This window comes from Enterobacter oligotrophicus, assembly GCF_009176645.1.
GTDB lineage: Bacteria > Pseudomonadota > Gammaproteobacteria > Enterobacterales > Enterobacteriaceae > Enterobacter > Enterobacter oligotrophicus.
On the sequence record NZ_AP019007.1, the window covers coordinates 413,712 to 430,191 of the forward strand.

A 16,480-nucleotide genomic window follows, 5' to 3' on the forward strand; every position below is an offset into this window, starting at 1 on the left:
GCGCATAAGGTCAGGCAGGCAGATTGTGTTTTTCTTTGCTGAACGCCCGCAGTCACAGGCGCTCAGCAAAAAAAGCAGACGGAAAACCGTCTGCTCGGGCTGTCAGGCAGTGGTACGTTCGTTCCAGGAGTCGGAATGAATAATGTTGCCGTCCTTGTAGGTCCAGGTGATTTTTTCGTAACGCAGTTCGATCTGCTCAAGGTGGTTATGCTTCTCGAAAGCCGGGTCCTTGATGTCGTGCATCTTCGGATTCACTTTCACCAGCTTCACGTTTTCCAGTTTGGTGTTGAAATATTCCACTTCCTGGCCCGCGTCGTTGATTTTGTACCACTTGAATTCAGCAGATTTCAGGGTCTGGCCAGTGGTCACCGCCTTGTACAGATACGGGCTGGAGGAGTCGATCTCCTTGGTGAACAGGAACGGCGTGTGGATACGCGTGCCGGTCAGCTTGCCGGTGTTGTTATCGGTCGGGATGTACAGATTATGTTCCTGCGCCACCACTTCGATGCTGCCTTCACGGTCCTTCACGTCCACGGAACCTTTGATGTCCGCGCCGCCGTCGTCCTTCAGCCACAGATAAACAGGAATTGCCATGTTAATTACTCCATTTCATTTTTTGATACGCCATCATCCGATGACGCGGGTGTGTTGCCCGGTAACTGGCAGGCATTTGCCTGCGGTACCAGACTGATTTCGACACGGCGGTTAAGCGCACGGCCTTCCGGTGTGTCATTGGTGGCAACAGGGCGACTTTCTCCATAGCCCTGCACCGCAAAACAGCTCTCCGGCACATCACCGGTGTCACGCATCCAGTCACGGACAGACTCAGCGCGTTTAAGGGAGAGCACCTGGTTGGATTTGTCATCGCCCGTGCTGTCGGTATGGCCCGCCACCACAATTAGCCAGCCGGGTTTCGCTTTAATGCCGACCAGCGAGTTCACCAGCAGCTTTGTTGAGCCGGGCTTCAGCACCCATTTTCCGGTGTCGAACAGAGACATGCTGTCGAGGCGGATAGTCTGCGGCCCCTGCACAATCTTCTTTATTACCGGACGGGGCGGTGGAGGAGGTGCCCAGTCAGTCAGCGCTGCTTCCACGGGTGGTATCAGTCGCATTCCCTGGTACAACCCCAGCCCATAGCGCAATGGCTCACCACGGCGTTTCCAGTCATCCAACTGATGGCTGTCGGCGCGAAGACGTTGCTGGGCCTGCTGTTTCGGTGCCGGAGGCGTGCCGTTGAGACGGTGGTATACAGCAAGATGGTCTCCCACACTGCGCACCAGACGCTGGTTGTTGATAAAGGACGCCAGCATCGCCAGCGCAAGAAAGAGAAAACCAATACCACCGGCCAGACGTACATCCTGCATTCGACGACTGATCCCGTGGCGGCGTGGCAGATATGCCAGCAGAACCTCTGGCAGAGGCAGCATCCCGGTTATAGATGTGCATACAGGGGAAAGTGTGGTGATACCCGTTATCTGCTGTTGCCAGAGATTATCCTCAACCGCAGTGACGGGTGTCAGGCAAACACCAGTGGCACAAATTTTTAGGGGAAGAAGCTCTCCCTGCCGGATACTGAGCGGGCGGGTAACATGACGTTCAGTCAGCGCCAGCACGCTGTCCAGCCACAACGTCTGATAAAGGCGTGAGGCATAGCTTCCGGACTCCCGCTGCCAGTCAGCAACCGGTAGAGCCACATGACCATTCTGCCGGACCCTCAAGCCAGGCAAATCCGGCGTCACGGTAAACCAGCAAGTATCTTCCTGAATTTCACTCGCAGGAGGGGACACCCAGACCACGCTCCAGACGGGCGGCAGGCCGTTCAGCCATGTACGGCACTGCGCAATGCTGCGTCGCCATCCACGCAGAGACTGCGCCAGTGTTTCGTCCTGAGTGTGCTGCTCCGGTAATATCGCCAACAATACAGAAGCCTGCGACACCAGCGCCGGGCACCGGGCTGCCAGATGCTGCGCCAGCAACGGCAACTGTTCCGCGTTCTCTGCCCGCATATACCAGCCCTGGCGGGTTTCACGATAAGCCGCCCCCGCAGGGAACAGGGAGGCGGTATCGCCACAAACCAGCACCACTGCACCCTGAAAATCTTCAGGCGGCAAACAGTTCTCTGTTATCTGTGTGCTAACGACCTGACGGTATTGACGCAGTTGCCACTGACGCCACAGCAGCGCACCACTGACCAGTACAATGCAGAGGCTGAGCACCGCCCTGCTCCAGACAGACAGCGGCCAGAATCCCAGCACCAGCCACAGAGCCAGAACAGTGGCGAGAACGGTCATCACCGTACGCGAAAGTTCACGCATGCCTTATCCCTGCCCTGCGATCTGCGCTACCATCTGCGACAGGACAGAAGAGAACGTGAACCACAGCCCCGCCAACACCGCAAAACCGGTCATCCAACCCAGCCAGTACATTCGGCGTCCACTACTTAAACGGGATGCTCTGACCACCACTGGAGCCTCCTGCGCCAGAGTGAATGACGGAACCTGTTCGCCAAGCGCCCGAATCACATCCTCCCGACGTTCGTCGTCCTGTTCGCGGTACTGCCCGACAAAACCCAGTTGCAAGGTTCTGTACAGGCATGTCAGCACTGCCACATCCGGTGCCGGTTCGCGCAGAATTGTACGGATACGCTCCCACAGTTCTTCCCCGGCATTCAGGGTGCTGAAAAAACGGGCCTGTAGCGGGTCTTTACGCCATCTGCGGTACCCGTCATCCTGTTTGTCACGGTTCATTACGCTCTCATCCAGTAGCGCACAGTAGGCATACAGCATCCGTTCGCAGCTAGTTTCACTGAATCCGGCCTGCGTCAGCGATTCTCGGGCGTCATTTACCCAGCGACAGGCCCGGCGGTAGAGCGCATCTCCGTCTTTGATCTCCTGTCCACTGCGCAACTGGCTGACCATCAGCCAGCCCGGATAAAAGGTTTTATTTATCAGGTCAATATCAGGCGTATTCATGAGCGCAGTACCGCAAACAGTTCAAGTTTCACTTCGCCAAGAGATTCCGGGGTATAGAAGGTACAGTTTCCGGCTTCCAGCATGGTCCTGGCCGCATCAGAGGACAGATCCAGAGCAAAATACTGATTCTCGAGACGCAACGGTATGGCGGCTGGAACATGGCTCAGCGGTTTAATCACCATTCCGCTCAGGGCGATATTCACCACTTCAGAGACCTCATCATGGCTGCCTGCTTTACACAACTGCGGAAAACGAGTCTGCAGTTCGTGGTTTGGCATAGAGGAACGCACGGACAGATAAAAATCAGCCCCCTCGCGGAGCCGCGCATCGTGCAATTTGCCGCGCCAAATCTCCCGGTCATCGCCCTGCTCAAGGGTAATTGCGATAACCCGTGACGGCAGGCTGGCTTCCAGAAGCTGGTCCAGCAGGGTAAACAATGGCGGGAACACCGTTTCTGGCATGCCATGCCTGTAACAAGGGATATCGTCGACATTATGATCGAGGGAGAAGGTCAGGAGGCTACCGGCAAGTCGTGACAGTTCCCGGTATAGCAACTCGGGATGGCGGGACGGCGACTGGTACAACTCCGTCAGAACCGGCTCTGCGCTGTTCAGGGCATTAAGCAACCAGAAGAGGGAAACATCCGCCACGGCAAAATCCGCCATCCGTTCGTTACTTTCGCGACGCATCGCCATCAGACGCTTACGACGCGCCTGAAGGCGATGCAACAGATCGCCCAGTTCACTGACCAGTGTCGGACTTGCGGACAGAGCCAACAACGGAGGAATAAAACTCCGTTCGAAAATCCACTGGCCCTGTGCGTTACGGATTAGCTTCGCCACCGGACAGGTCAGCCAGGCGCTGTTTTCCTGAGTCGATAAACGTAACGTCAGCGCATAGCGCAACACCGCCAACTCGCTGCGCTCATGTCCGGCCAGTTCCTGAACCGTTACCCGCTCGGACTGCCAGCGACGCGGGCGGACACTGTCCCGCCCGTCATCAAGATTACCGCCGTTAGCACTGAGGAGAGGCAGACACGCCAGCACCTCCACGCTCTCCTGCGTCACCGCTGATAAATCACAGACCGGCGGCAGGTTGTCAGCCAACTCAGTATCCACCAGTGTTCCATCGGCAAAGCGCACTGCCAGACGTGTGGCATTGAGTCGGGCGAGCGTAAGCGCGCCATCATCAAACTCAGCGCACAGCACACCCCATGAGTGTGCCAGCACCATCCGGGAAACGGTATCAGCAACGTGAGCATCCCAGCGGGCCTGCTGCTGGAATTGCTGCGGGGCCAGGAACGCCCCGTCATTCCATAACGGACGATAAATTTTCATCCCCGCTCCCGCCTTACGCTTTCGCTTTCGGCATCTGGGAAACCAGAGACAGGTTCACGTCCATGCCTTCCACCTGGAAGTGCGGCACCGCGAACAGTTTCACGCGGAAGAAGCCAGGGTTATCCTCGATATCTTCCACCACCACCTTCGCGTCACGCAGCGGATGGGATGCCTGCAGTTCGTCGCCCGGATCGGTCATTTCGGTAACCAGACCGCGCACCCAGGTATTCAACTCCAGTTCCAGCAGGCGGCGATCCTTCGTCGTACCGATGTTTTCACGCTGGATCAGCTTCAGGTAGTGCGCGATACGCGACAGCAGGAAGATGTACGGCAGGCGCGCGTTGATACGGCTGTTGGCCGTGGCGTCCGCGGTGTCATACAGCGCTGGTTTCTGGGCGGAGTTCGCCGAGAAGAAGCAGGCGTAGTCGCGGTTTTTGTAGTACGACAGCGGGATAAAGCCGAGGTTGGCGAATTCAAATTCGCGGGTTTCCGGGATCATCACCTCAGACGGGATTTTCACCTGGTTGCCGGTACCGAGGTCATACAGATGGATCGGCAGATCTTTCACTGCACCACCCGCCTGCGGCCCGCGGATCTGCACACACCAGCCGTTATTGATAAAGCTGCGTACCATGTTGGAGGCAAAGGCAAACGACGCGCTGGTCCACAGGTATTTCTCGTGATCCGGGCCTTTCACCTGCTCAACATAGTTGAAGCTGCGTACCGGTACGGTGTCCGGACCATATGGCAGACGGCCCAGCACACGTGGCATCACCAGCCCGATATAGCGGGAGTCGTCAGTATCGCGGAACGATTTCCACTTGATGTATTCCGCACGGTCGAAGTAGTTGCCGATATCCTTGATGGCGGCGACGTCTTCCATCGACTCTTTCAGGAAGAATTTCGGGCCAACGGAGCCGATAAATGGCATATGTGCGGCAGCGGAGACTTTGGAGATATTGCGTAACAGCGCAATGTCCTGCGGGCTGGCGTCAAATTCATACGAGGAGATGACCGAACCAATCGGCTCGCCGCCAGGGGTGTCATATTCGGCGGTGTAGGTATGCCAGTACAGGCCGCTCTGGATCAGTTCCGGCGCGTCTTCAAAATCCTGGCGTAGATCGTCTTTGGAGACGTCCAGGATTTCAGTTTTGACATTCTGGCGGTAATCGGTATTGTCAACCAGTTGTTTCAGGCCACGCCACAGGGATTCCACTTTCTGGAACGCTTCGTGGTGCATTACCGCATCCAGTTGGCGGCTAATCTGGAAATCCAGTTCCGCGATATGGTGGTCAATCAGCGTTTTGTCGAGCTTATCTACCTGCTGGCCGGATTTGCGGATACAGTCCATAAAGACCTGCATCGCTGCCGTCAGACGTTCACCCGCAGGCGCATCGGACAGTGCGGCATCATCAAGGAAGTCATTAATATCGCCCAAGCTGGAGGCCGGAGTCAGGTTAATTTTCTCAAACAGAGAGGCGTAAACGCTCTCTTTTTCCAGTACGGTATTTTGCCCCTGAGCGGAGGCGTTTTCAGTTTTCACAGACATAAGCATATTCCCGGTTAATCCATTAAAAAACGCGCACCGCTTATTTCGGGGCCAGCGCACTCATTTCGTCGCGTAATTCCTGAGACAGCGCCGGGTCCTTAAGAATTTTCTCAAGTTCTTTTCTGAAAGTGGCGTTATCCAGCAGGTTGGATTTCAGATCGCGTAATAAATTACGCATGGCCAGCATGGCGCGGAGTTGGGGAATTTGACGGGCGACCTGCTCAGGCTCGAAATCTTTCATATCGGAAAAATGTAACTTAACGCTCTCTTCCGAACCGTCACCCGCCAGGGTATTCTGAACGGTGAGATTCACTTCCGGGTTAAATTCTGAAAGTACGCTGTTGAAGTTATTTTTATTGACGTTGATTTTTTCTCTTTCAGATAATGGGCGGTTTTCTTTGCCATTACTGAAATCACCCACGGTAAGGAGTTTAAGCGGCAGCTCGACTTTTTTCTGTGCGCCCCCCGTGTGCAGACTTAATTTTAAATTGATGCGTGCCTTAGGCACTTCATTCTGGAACGTATCGGCCATAGCTGTCCCTTTCCATTTAAGAAATAATTGTTGAGTGAACGACGCTTCTTTACAAACCCATAGTAGAACAAAAGACCGCTATAGATCAACTTACCAGATCAAAGATCTGCTATAGGAAATTTCTTAAGAATTTTCCACTAAATGTAAACAACGAAGAATGCCAGATAAGCACTCAGGTTACGAAATTTTGACTATTTATTCACAAAAAAGTGGAGCGAATAGCTGTTATCAAGAAAATAAACAGACTTATTGTTTACGTTTGATCATTACCTGATCCAAATCAATATAATCCGCAAACAGCGATAGCCACTAACGCTAAAATACGGAACGGAATCACGTTGTGCTATCGACTCATTTTGTTACAGGTGACAACAGGGAAATAGTCCAAAACTGGACTTCAGAATGGGTGTTAGGCTTTACGTTAATACAGATAAAACGTCCAGAGGCGTCTCTGGTTAAACAAAATGCGTGTCTGTAATTCTGATACAAATGTATTTTTGAAGGATATTCCTCGTATCAATACTATTCTGCCTGTTGTTTTTTACGAGCAGCATATTAAGGACAATGAATACATCAGAAAATTACAGTTTGCTTTGGCGGGAGGGTGTAAGAAAGATCGGGTGCTTGCCTGCTCTGGATTTAGTGGTGGTTGCCTGGCGTCAGCAGGCAACCGGTATTCATCAGTGCTTCTCAATATACATTGTACGACTATACGCCACATCTTCCGGATTATTAATCGGATACCCTTTCACCCACGGTTTGATCAAACGACCATTGGTGTACTGGTAAATGGGCGCTATCGGTGCTTTTTCAGCAAGGAGCTTCTCAGCCTTGTTATAGTCTGCATTTCGCGCCTTCTCGGTGGTTTCAAGTGTTGCCTGGTTGATTATCTTATCGTACACAGGATCGTTGAACCGGGAGATATTGCCGCTGTGGGTTGACGTCAGCAGTGACAGGAACGTTGATGGCTCATTGTAATCTCCAACCCATGAGGCGCGGATCACGTCAAAATTCCCGGTATTGCGGCTATCAATGTACGTTTTCCACTCCTGGTTCTGCAGTTTGACGTCAACGCCCAGATTTTTCTTCCACATGGATGCCACGGCAATGGCAATTTTCTGATGGTTTTCAGAGGTGTTATAAAGCAACGTCAGCTTCAGCGGACGCTGTGGGCCATAGCCTGCAGCCTGCAATAATGTTTTTGCCTGCGCATTGAGTTCCTGCTGTGACATCTGTTCAAAAGGCGAAGTTTCCGGCGTAAAACCGGCCGTGACGTCCGGCGTAAAATGCCATGCCGGTTTTTCACCGGTTCCTAACACTTTTTCCGCCATAATCCGGCGATCGATGGTCATACTCAGCGCCAGACGTACCCGCGCATCGGCGGTTGGGCCTTTCTGTGTGTTGAATGCGTAGTAATAAGTGCCCAGTTGCGGCGGCGTATACACCTGCCCCGGAATATCTTTTTTCAGCTTCTGGTACAGATTTTTCGGGAATGATTCGGTGATATCAATATCACCCGCAAGATAACGTTTGGTTGCTGAAGACTCCTGATTGATTGGGACAAAAGTCACTTTTTTTAGAACCGTTCTGGCGTTATCCCAGTAATACTCGTTCGGTTCAACAACCAGCTTTTCATTGACCACGCGATCTTTCAGGACATAAGCGCCGTTACCCACCAGGGCACCAGGGCGCGTCCACGCTTTGCCGCTTTCAACGTTGGCCTTCTGTACCGGATAGAATGCAAAGCTAGCCGTCAGGTTACTGAACCACGGTAGCGGCTTATCTAGTTGAACGCGCAATGTTTTAGCATCCACCGCCGTTACGCCAAGCGTATCCGGAGCTGCTTTACCATCGATTATCGCCTGTGCATTCTTAATGCCCGCCAGTGCAGCAAACCAGGCAAAGGGAGAGGTCGTTTTTGGGTCCACCAGACGCTGCCAGCTATAGACAAAATCCTGCGCCGTTACCGGAGTACCATCAGACCATTTGGCATTATCACGCAGGGAGAACGTCCAGACGCGGTTATCACTACTTTGCCAGCGAGTCGCGACACCGGGGATCAACTCCCCTTTTTCGTTTTGGTTCACCAGCCCTTCATAAAGGTCACGGATCACCTGAATTTCCGGTAATCCCACGGCTTTTGCCGGATCAAGCGATGCGGGTTCATCTTTGATATGCCGAACCAGTTCCTGTTTTTGCGCCAGTACCGTTCCCTGTGGCACGTCAGCAGCATAAGAGAATGAAGAGAGTCCGCACAACCACAGCGCAGAGCAAAGCAGCGAAACAGGATGCTTCATGAGATTTCCTTTTAGACGTCAGGTAACGGGCAGATGCGTAATTATTTGTTTCGACAGAGAGAAATGCAAATATCTTCATCCGGAAAGTTGATATCCGGCAATTTTCCGCGCGCACGGAAACTATTTGATTAACCGTGAGTTTTGCACAACACTGCCAGAAGAGATTTCATTATCAGGATCACCTATGACCCTCACCAGACCAAGAACAGAACGTGGCGCTTTTCCACCTGGAACCGAGCATTATGGCCGCTCATTTTTAGGCGCGCCGCTAATATGGTTTCCGGCACCTGAGGCCGATCGTAACAGTGGTTTAATCATTGCAGGCACACACGGCGACGAGAACGCCTCCATCGTGACGCTGTCGTGTGCACTGCGCACCCTCGCTCCCGAGCTACGCCGTCATCACGTTATATTGACCGTCAACCCGGATGGCTGCCAGCTTGGGCTACGCGCTAATGCACGTGGTATCGACTTAAACCGGAATTTCCCGGCGGCAAACTGGCGTGCCGGTGAAACGGTGTATCGCTGGAACAGTTCAGCCGAGGAGCGTGACGTTGTCTTATTAACGGGTGAAAAACCAGGCTCAGAACCGGAGACACAGGCGTTGTGCCAGCTTATTCATAAGATCCACCCCGCCTGGGTTGTCTCTTTCCACGATCCACTGGCCTGTATTGAAGATCCCCGCCATACGGCGCTTGGTCAGTGGCTGGCAGAGGCGTTTGCCCTTCCCCTCGTCACCAGCGTTGGCTATGAAACGCCCGGCTCGTTTGGTAGCTGGTGCGCCGACCTGGGTTTACACTGCATCACCGCAGAATTCCCGCCAATATCCTCCGATGAGGCAAGCGAAAAATACCTCAAGGCAATGACAGGGCTCCTGCGGTGGCAGCCTTAAAGGTGAAGCACGCCGGTAGTAAACTTCAGGGCTGGCGAAACGTCTACTGCCAGCCAGGTTGGGCCATCCAGATCGGCAAAACGCACCTTATTCACCAGCGGTAACGCCGCACCGATCGCCCTGGATGTACACAACATACAGCCCAGCATTAAGGCAAATCCCTGCGCCTGCGCTTCCTCAGCCAGGGCCAGGGCTTCAGTTAAGCCACCGGTTTTATCGAGCTTAATATTCACCATCTCATAGCGACCTTTCAGCGCGGGAAGGCTCTCACGCGTGTGGCAACTTTCATCCGCACAGATGGGCAAAGGATGAATAAAATTCGCCAGTGCAGCATCTTCATTTGCCGGCAACGGCTGTTCCAGCATGGCTACACCCAGATCGGCCAGTAGCTGGCATCGCGCTGCCAGTCCTTCGCTATGCCACGACTCGTTGGCATCGACAATCAGAGTAGCCTCCGGCACCGCCGCACGAATGGCGACCATCCGTTCACTGATTAAACGATCGTCAAGTTTTACCTTCAGCAGCGTCGCACCAGAATCGGCCAGCGCTTTCGCACTCGCCGCCATCTGTTCAGGCTCGCCAATCACCACCGTTTGCGCCGTGACTACCGAATCCGGAAGCGTAACACCCTGCACAGACGGAATGGATTGCTGGTGCTGAACGGCTTCCAGGCTCCAGAGTGCACAGTCGATAGCATTACGGGCTGCACCGGCAGGTAATCGCCGCTGAAGCGACTCACGCGTGAGGCCAGTTTGCAGATCTGGCACCAGCGTCATGATTTGCGCCATCACTGAGGCAAGGCTCTCACCGTAACGGGGATAGGGCGTACATTCCCCCACGCCCTTCACGCCGTCTTCTTCTATTTCGACCACCACCACGCAGGCTTCGCTTCGGCTGCCGCGGGAGATCACAAACGGGGTATGCAATGGCCAGGCTTCTTCATAGACCTTAACACTTCTCATCACTGACTCCTTGCGGCCCGGTAAGGCGAAAAATTGGTTTGCCGTGTTATCTGCTGTTGGCATACACTAGCCACGACGTTAACTATTTGTAAACAGGAAGATATCTATGTCACAACTCGTTCATTTCCAGGGCAACCCGGTTGCTGTTGCAGGTTCCATTCCGCAGTCTGGTAGCAAAGCACAGCCTTTTACTCTGGTGGCTAAAGATCTGTCTGACGTCACGTTGAGCCAGTTTGCTGGCAAACGCAAAGTCCTGAACATTTTCCCAAGCATCGATACCGGCGTTTGCGCCGCGTCCGTGCGCAAATTCAACCAGCTGGCGACTGAAATGGACAACACCGTTGTATTGTGCATTTCTGCTGACCTGCCGTTTGCCCAGTCTCGTTTCTGCGGTGCAGAAGGTCTGAGCAATGTCATCACCCTTTCCACGTTGCGCAGCCCGGATTTCCTTGAGAAATACGGTGTTAGCATTGCAGAAGGCCCTCTGAAAGGCCTGGCGGCGCGTGCAGTTCTGGTCATCGATGAAAACGACAACGTCGTGTTCAGCGAACTGGTAAACGAAATTACCACCGAGCCGGATTACACCGCGGCGCTCAGCGTGCTGAAAGCGTAAACATAAAAAAGCCTCTTTGCAGAGGCTTTTTTTTACTCATCACTTTTTTTCTGGTTCAGTCCATACTCGCGCAGCTTATTCGCAATTGCGGTATGCGATACGCCAAGACGCTTGGCCAGCTTACGGGTACTCGGATAGCTGCGATAAAGCTGTGTTAACACCGAGCGCTCGAATCGGCTGGTGATATCATCCAGCGAGCCTTCCATCGCCTCTTCGCCCACCGACACCGTGCCCGCATCGTAATCCGGCAGCAGGATATCCTGTGGACGCAATTCGTACCCTTCAAGCTGCGTCAACGCGCGATAGACCGCATTTTTCAACTGGCGAATGTTGCCCGGCCAGGCGTAGCGCGTCAGCACCGTCCCCAAATCAGCGGAGAGTTTCGGACGCGGCACGCCCTGCTCGTCGGCGAAACGCGCCACAAACAGCTCCGTCAGCGGCATGATATCCTGAGGACAATCGCGCAGTGGCGGGATAGTAAGCGTCAGTACATTCAGACGATAATAGAGATCTTCGCGGAACACGCCTTTCTGAACCAGTTCAACCAGGTTTTTCTGAGTCGCGCAAATCACGCGCACATCAACATGCACCTCATGATCCTCCCCGACACGGCGAAACGTCCCGTCATTCAGGAAGCGCAGCAGTTTGGCCTGCATGCGAGGAGACATTTCACCGATCTCATCCAGCAGTACCGAGCCACCGTTCGCCTGTTCGAAGAACCCTTTTTTCCCTTCCGGCGCATGGCCGAACAGTTCGCTTTCCACGGCATCTTCAGGGATCGACGCACAGTTCAGCGCCAGATAAGGTTTTGACGCACGCGGACTGGCCTGATGCACTGCATGAGCCAGTAAATCCTTACCGGTGCCGGTATCACCTGTAATCAGCAGCGGCGCGGTAAGATTCGCGAGTTTACGCGCCTGATCAACCACATGGCGCATCTTTGGACTCACCGCAATGATCTGGCTGAACGCTCCCACATCCTGGCTGGAGAGATTCTGCAGCTGACGTCCCATGCGAACGGTGGAGCGTAGCATAATCACCGCACCGGTCAGTACGCGGGTGTCGTTTTCTCCTTTCAGATACACCGGCGTAATCTCCATCAGGAAATTCTGCCCGTTGATCACGACATGCTCGCTGTGGGTGTTCTGCGGGTTACTGTCCAGCCAGCGCTGGAAATTAAAGCCGGAAATAAGCTGCGTGGCGTGGTGGTTGCTGAGCTTTTCCTGGCTCTGCGCGAACAGCTGGCAGCTCGCCAGATTGACACGCTCAACCTTACTTTTCAGATCCAGCGACAAGAACGGTTCCGGCATCGCTTCCAGCAATGCACTCAACGCCAGGTGCTCACGCTCTGACGGCATCCAGGGGATCGTGCGGACATCCGTAACGCCAGCGATACGGCGGATTTCCGCCATCAGGCTACTGAAGGTGTTAAATTCAATTTCGGCAAAATTGAGGTAAATTCGCCCGACAGGGTCGATCTCAATGCCACGTAAATCAATGCTACGTAAAACAAGAAGATCGAGTAACTCACGGGTCAGACCGAGACGGTCTTCACAAAAGACTTCCAGACGCATGGGAAATTCACCGTTTAAGCCAATAACATTAAAATAATATGTCAGATCACGGTGATCGGGAAGATGGCTGTCAACAAATATTGACAGCCAGCACGATTAGTATACAAAACAGTCACTGATCCGGTTTTTTATTGAGCGTCTCTTTAAGCTGCCCAATCAATTCACGACGAAAATCGCCCAGTCGCGGTTTATCGCCGTCAATCCACGGTAGCGGACGGCACACTTCCATCGCTTTAATGCCTAAGCGGGCGGTCAGCAGACCCGCACCTATCCCCTGCGCCGCACGCGCTGACAGGCGCGCAGCCAGGTCCTGCGACATCCAGTCCATTCCTACTTCGCGCACCAGCTCGCTGGCACCCGCAAAGGCGATATTCAGTAGGACCAGTTTGAACAGTCGCAGGCGGCTGTAGTAGCCAAGCTCAATGCCATAAAGCCTGGCGATACGATTAATCAGGCGCAGGTTACGCCAGGCGATAAACGCCATATCCACCAGCGCCAGCGGGCTGACGGCAATCATCAGCGTGGATTCAGCGGCTGACCGGCTGATCTCACGGCGCGCCTGAGCATCCAGTACCGGCTGCACCATGTGGGAATAGAGCGTAACCACTTCCCGATCGTTCTGGGTTTCATGGATGGCGGCATACCAGCGTTGAAGCGCCGGATGCGACTGGTCGATCCCTGCCTGACTCGCCAGTTTTTCACAGAATGCACGCCCTTTACCGGTTCCGTGGCTGTGTAATAAATCCCGCGCTTCGTCACGCTCGTGCGCGCGCTGTCGCAAACGCCACAGGCGTCGCCACTCGGTCGCAACCGACCCGACACCCGCGCCAACAATCAATGCCCCGGCAGCGCAGCCGCCCAGTGCAACCCAATCCTGGGTTTGCCACGCGTTGATTCCCCACTGCACACCCTGGCCGATGACGCTCACACCGAAAAGTGTCAGTCCGGCGGTGACCATTTTGCGCCACAGGCTGCGTTTCGGGCGCAATGCAGCGTCAACGACGGCTTCTGCTGGTCCTTCTTCAACAAATGGCTCTTCCATGAGTGCTGGCGCAAAATTGTCTGCCTGCGTGCCGTTGAAGGTCTGCGCCGTTTTAAACGCCTCCGGCTGCGTTTGCTCAAGCGGCCCGGAAAAATCAATGCGCGGTTTTAACGGTTCCGTCATCGCAATTTATCTCCAATCAAAAATTCCAGCGCCGCATCCAGACGAATATGCGGCAATGGCTGGTCAACATTCATGGCCTGCGGGCGAAATGCTTCAAACTGGAAGCCCTGCCCCTGCCAGAAAGCCTGCCCAGGCAAACGGGCAGGCACTTCGCCGGGGTAGACGGTAAGCGGTTTACCATCACTGAGGCGATTACCACGCAGTGCCGGGATTTTCTCGCCGTTAACGTCAATCAGTCCGCTCTGGGTCGCCTGTACCGACGCCAACCCCAGGCAATCCATGCTGATCCCTTCAAAAGCGGCGTTTTGCCAGGCATCCTGCACCAGTTGCTGCAGCAGTGACACCATATTGACATGCTGATCGACCGTAACATGATCGGCCTTGGTAGCCGCAAACAGCAGCTTGTCGATGACCGGAGAAAAAAGGCGACGGAACAGCGTGCGCTGCCCGTAGTGGAAACTTTGCATTAACTGCGTCAGTGCAAGACGCATATCGTTAAACGCCTGCGGCCCGCTGTTGAGCGGCTGCAAACAGTCCACCAGCACAATCTGGCGGTCAAAGCGTAAAAAGTGGTTCTTATAGAACCCCTTCACCACTTTTTCGCAGTAGTAGTGGTAACGCTCGCGGAGCATGCCGGCATTGGTATGTTTGCCTGCCTGGGCCAGCGTTGACTCCCCTGCGCCGTCTACATCCGGCCACGGGAAAAACTGAAGTGCAGGCGCTCCGGCCAGATCGCCCGGCAGGACAAAACGCCCCGGCTGAATGAAATGTAAACCTTCCTGCTTACACTGGTGCAGATACGCTGTCCAGGCTTCTGCAATTTGTGCCAGACGATTTTCATCTGCCGGAGCCAGAGGATCTAAATCCGCGCAAAGCTGTCGCCATTTCGCCGACCACTCCGCACGTTGTCCCTGTAACAGGCCCGTCATCTGCCGGGACCAGCTCAGATAATCCTGCGCCAGCATAGGCAAATCAAGTAGCCATTCGCCAGGGTAATCCACTATTTCAAGATAGAGCGTGGAGGTATCTTTAAAGTGGCGCATCAGTGATTCATTGGACCGATAACGCAGCGCAAGACGGATTTCGCTAACGCCTCGTGTCGGCGTTGGCCAGGCCGGTGGCTCACCATACAACTGCGCCAGACCTTCATCATAGGTAAACCGAGGAATACCAAAATCACGCTGCGGGACACGCTTAACGCCAAGCAGGCGCTCTTCCCGCACCGCGCTGAGCAACGGCAAACGTGCCCCCGAGTGCAGGTTCAATAGCTGGTTCACCATCGCCGTGATAAATGCCGTCTTACCGCTACGGCTTAGCCCGGTCACCGCGAGACGTAAATGACGATCAACGCCACGGTTCACCAGAGAATTGAGTTCGTTTTTAAGTCGCTTCATCGCCGTCCTTCATTGCCTGGAAGCCTGGAATGACTTGCTTCAGAATACAATAAATTGGGGCAGATCGTTGATTATCAATTCATAATTATTGCTATTGCCGTTTTCTCTCCAGTAAGATGAACGCAATTGCTGTCTGTCAGGAGTGAGTAAGGTGTATGTCACCCACCATCTATGATATTGCGCGCGTTGCTGGCGTTTCGAAATCAACCGTGTCCAGAGTTCTGAATAAACAAACGAATATTTCTCCGGAAGCCCGCGAAAAAGTGCTGAAGGCGATTGAAGAATTAAATTATCAACCCAATAAACTTGCCCGCGCACTAACCTCTTCTGGCTTTGATGCCATTATGGTTATCTCGACCCGCTCAACAAAAACAACTGCCGGAAATCCCTTTTTCTCCGATGTTCTTCACGCCATTACCGCGAAAGCGGAACAGGAAGGTTTTGACGTTATTTTACAAACGTCAAAAAGCAGTGAAGACGATCTCCTGAAATGTGAAAACAAAATAAAACAGAAAATGATTAAAGGGATTATCATGCTTAGCTCACCAGCAAATGAGTCCTTTTTCTCAAGGCTGGATGCATATGGCGTCCCGGTTGTCGTTATTGGCAAAGTGGAGGGGGATTATCAGAACATCTACTCCGTCGATACCGATAATTTCCATGACAGCTTCACGCTGACGGACACATTTATCACACACGGCCGCCGTAAAATTGCCTGCCTGCATGCTCCCCTTAATTACCACGTGTCGATTGATCGTCTAGCAGGTTATAAGGCCAGCCTGGAAAAGCATAACATCGCGATTAACCCGGAGTGGATCATCGACGGCGGATATACTCACGAAAATGCTCTCTCCGCGGCCTGCCAGTTGTTGTCGTCTGCCAACCCACCGGATGCGGTATTTGCTACGGACAGTATGAAACTGCTCGGCCTCTATCGGGCCGCGGATGAGTTAAATCTGATGATCCCTGAACAGATTGCAGTTGCAGGATACAGCGATCCCATGCTGTCGCTGATCCTGACACCAACCCCTGGTGGTTTTGATATCCCGACACGTAAGCTAGGGGAAGAGAGTTGTGATCTGCTGTTCAAGCGCATCGCGGGAAAACCAGCGCCCCAGAGTGTACTGGTGGATACGCATTTTACGATTGCCGCCTCTCTTTGCTAAAACCAGGGGCCGATAGCCCCTGGTGGA

14 protein-coding genes are annotated in these 16,480 nt (G+C 53.7%); 3 read left to right on the forward strand and 11 right to left on the reverse strand.

Going from position 1 to position 16,480, the window contains the following annotated elements:
- Positions 1–102: 102 nt before the first annotated feature.
- The 7 genes from hcp to EoCCA6_RS02000 all read right to left on the reverse strand — a co-directional run bounded on the left by hcp (position 103) and on the right by EoCCA6_RS02000 (position 8,687).
- Positions 103–594 carry a type VI secretion system effector Hcp gene (gene hcp, locus EoCCA6_RS01970; RefSeq protein WP_029883904.1) on the reverse strand — a complete coding sequence of 164 codons (492 nt, stop codon included), beginning with the start codon at positions 592–594 and terminating at the stop codon, positions 103–105.
- Between the two features lie 5 nt (positions 595–599).
- A complete protein-coding gene (locus EoCCA6_RS01975) occupies positions 600–2,315 on the reverse strand; it encodes an OmpA family protein (protein WP_152081241.1) in 1,716 nt (571 codons plus the stop codon).
- Positions 2,316–2,318: 3 nt separating this feature from the next.
- Positions 2,319–2,972: a type VI secretion system protein TssL, short form gene (gene tssL / locus EoCCA6_RS01980; protein WP_152081242.1), complete on the reverse strand. Its 654-nt coding sequence runs from the start codon at positions 2,970–2,972 to the stop codon at positions 2,319–2,321.
- Positions 2,969–4,309 carry a type VI secretion system baseplate subunit TssK gene (gene tssK / locus EoCCA6_RS01985; RefSeq protein WP_152081243.1) on the reverse strand — a complete coding sequence of 447 codons (1,341 nt, stop codon included), beginning with the start codon at positions 4,307–4,309 and terminating at the stop codon, positions 2,969–2,971. Before tssK ends, tssL begins: the two co-directional genes overlap by 4 nt.
- A gap of 13 nt (positions 4,310–4,322) precedes the next feature.
- Positions 4,323–5,858: a type VI secretion system contractile sheath large subunit gene (gene tssC / locus EoCCA6_RS01990; protein ID WP_152081244.1), complete on the reverse strand. Its 1,536-nt coding sequence runs from the start codon at positions 5,856–5,858 to the stop codon at positions 4,323–4,325.
- A 40-nt stretch (positions 5,859–5,898) separates the two neighbouring features.
- Complete coding sequence (tssB, locus tag EoCCA6_RS01995) at positions 5,899–6,390, reverse strand: type VI secretion system contractile sheath small subunit (RefSeq protein WP_152081245.1); 492 nt, start codon at positions 6,388–6,390, stop codon at positions 5,899–5,901.
- A 680-nt stretch (positions 6,391–7,070) separates the two neighbouring features.
- Positions 7,071–8,687: a peptide ABC transporter substrate-binding protein gene (locus EoCCA6_RS02000; RefSeq protein ID WP_152081246.1), complete on the reverse strand. Its 1,617-nt coding sequence runs from the start codon at positions 8,685–8,687 to the stop codon at positions 7,071–7,073.
- 184 nt (positions 8,688–8,871) lie between these two features.
- Between EoCCA6_RS02000 and mpaA the strand changes: the two genes are divergently transcribed.
- Positions 8,872–9,579, forward strand: coding sequence for a murein tripeptide amidase MpaA (mpaA, locus tag EoCCA6_RS02005; protein ID WP_152081247.1), 708 nt, complete (start codon positions 8,872–8,874; stop codon positions 9,577–9,579).
- Here the strand turns inward: mpaA and ycjG are convergent.
- Entirely contained in the window at positions 9,576–10,541 is a 966-nt protein-coding gene (ycjG, locus tag EoCCA6_RS02010) for an L-Ala-D/L-Glu epimerase (protein WP_152081248.1), read from the reverse strand. The two genes, mpaA and ycjG, sit on opposite strands and share 4 nt — an antisense overlap.
- A 106-nt stretch (positions 10,542–10,647) precedes the next feature.
- On the opposite strand from ycjG, the gene tpx reads away from it, so the two are divergent.
- Positions 10,648–11,154: a thiol peroxidase gene (gene tpx / locus EoCCA6_RS02015; protein ID WP_152081249.1), complete on the forward strand. Its 507-nt coding sequence runs from the start codon at positions 10,648–10,650 to the stop codon at positions 11,152–11,154.
- A 32-nt stretch (positions 11,155–11,186) separates the two neighbouring features.
- Here the strand turns inward: tpx and tyrR are convergent, their stop codons facing one another.
- The 3 genes from tyrR to EoCCA6_RS02030 form a co-directional block, all read right to left on the reverse strand.
- Positions 11,187–12,728 carry a transcriptional regulator TyrR gene (gene tyrR, locus EoCCA6_RS02020; RefSeq protein WP_152081250.1) on the reverse strand — a complete coding sequence of 514 codons (1,542 nt, stop codon included), beginning with the start codon at positions 12,726–12,728 and terminating at the stop codon, positions 11,187–11,189.
- Between the two features lie 112 nt (positions 12,729–12,840).
- The gene (locus EoCCA6_RS02025) at positions 12,841–13,893 is read right to left on the reverse strand and encodes a YcjF family protein (protein ID WP_152081251.1); all 1,053 of its coding nucleotides are present in this window, start codon (positions 13,891–13,893) and stop codon (positions 12,841–12,843) included.
- Positions 13,890–15,287 carry a YcjX family GTP-binding protein gene (locus tag EoCCA6_RS02030; RefSeq protein ID WP_152081252.1) on the reverse strand — a complete coding sequence of 466 codons (1,398 nt, stop codon included), beginning with the start codon at positions 15,285–15,287 and terminating at the stop codon, positions 13,890–13,892. The genes EoCCA6_RS02025 and EoCCA6_RS02030 overlap by 4 nt, the downstream gene beginning before the upstream one ends.
- A 155-nt stretch (positions 15,288–15,442) precedes the next feature.
- Between EoCCA6_RS02030 and EoCCA6_RS02035 the strand changes: the two genes are divergently transcribed.
- The gene (locus EoCCA6_RS02035; RefSeq protein ID WP_152081253.1) at positions 15,443–16,453 is read left to right on the forward strand and encodes a LacI family DNA-binding transcriptional regulator; all 1,011 of its coding nucleotides are present in this window, start codon (positions 15,443–15,445) and stop codon (positions 16,451–16,453) included.
- The last annotated feature ends 27 nt before the right edge of the window (positions 16,454–16,480 follow it).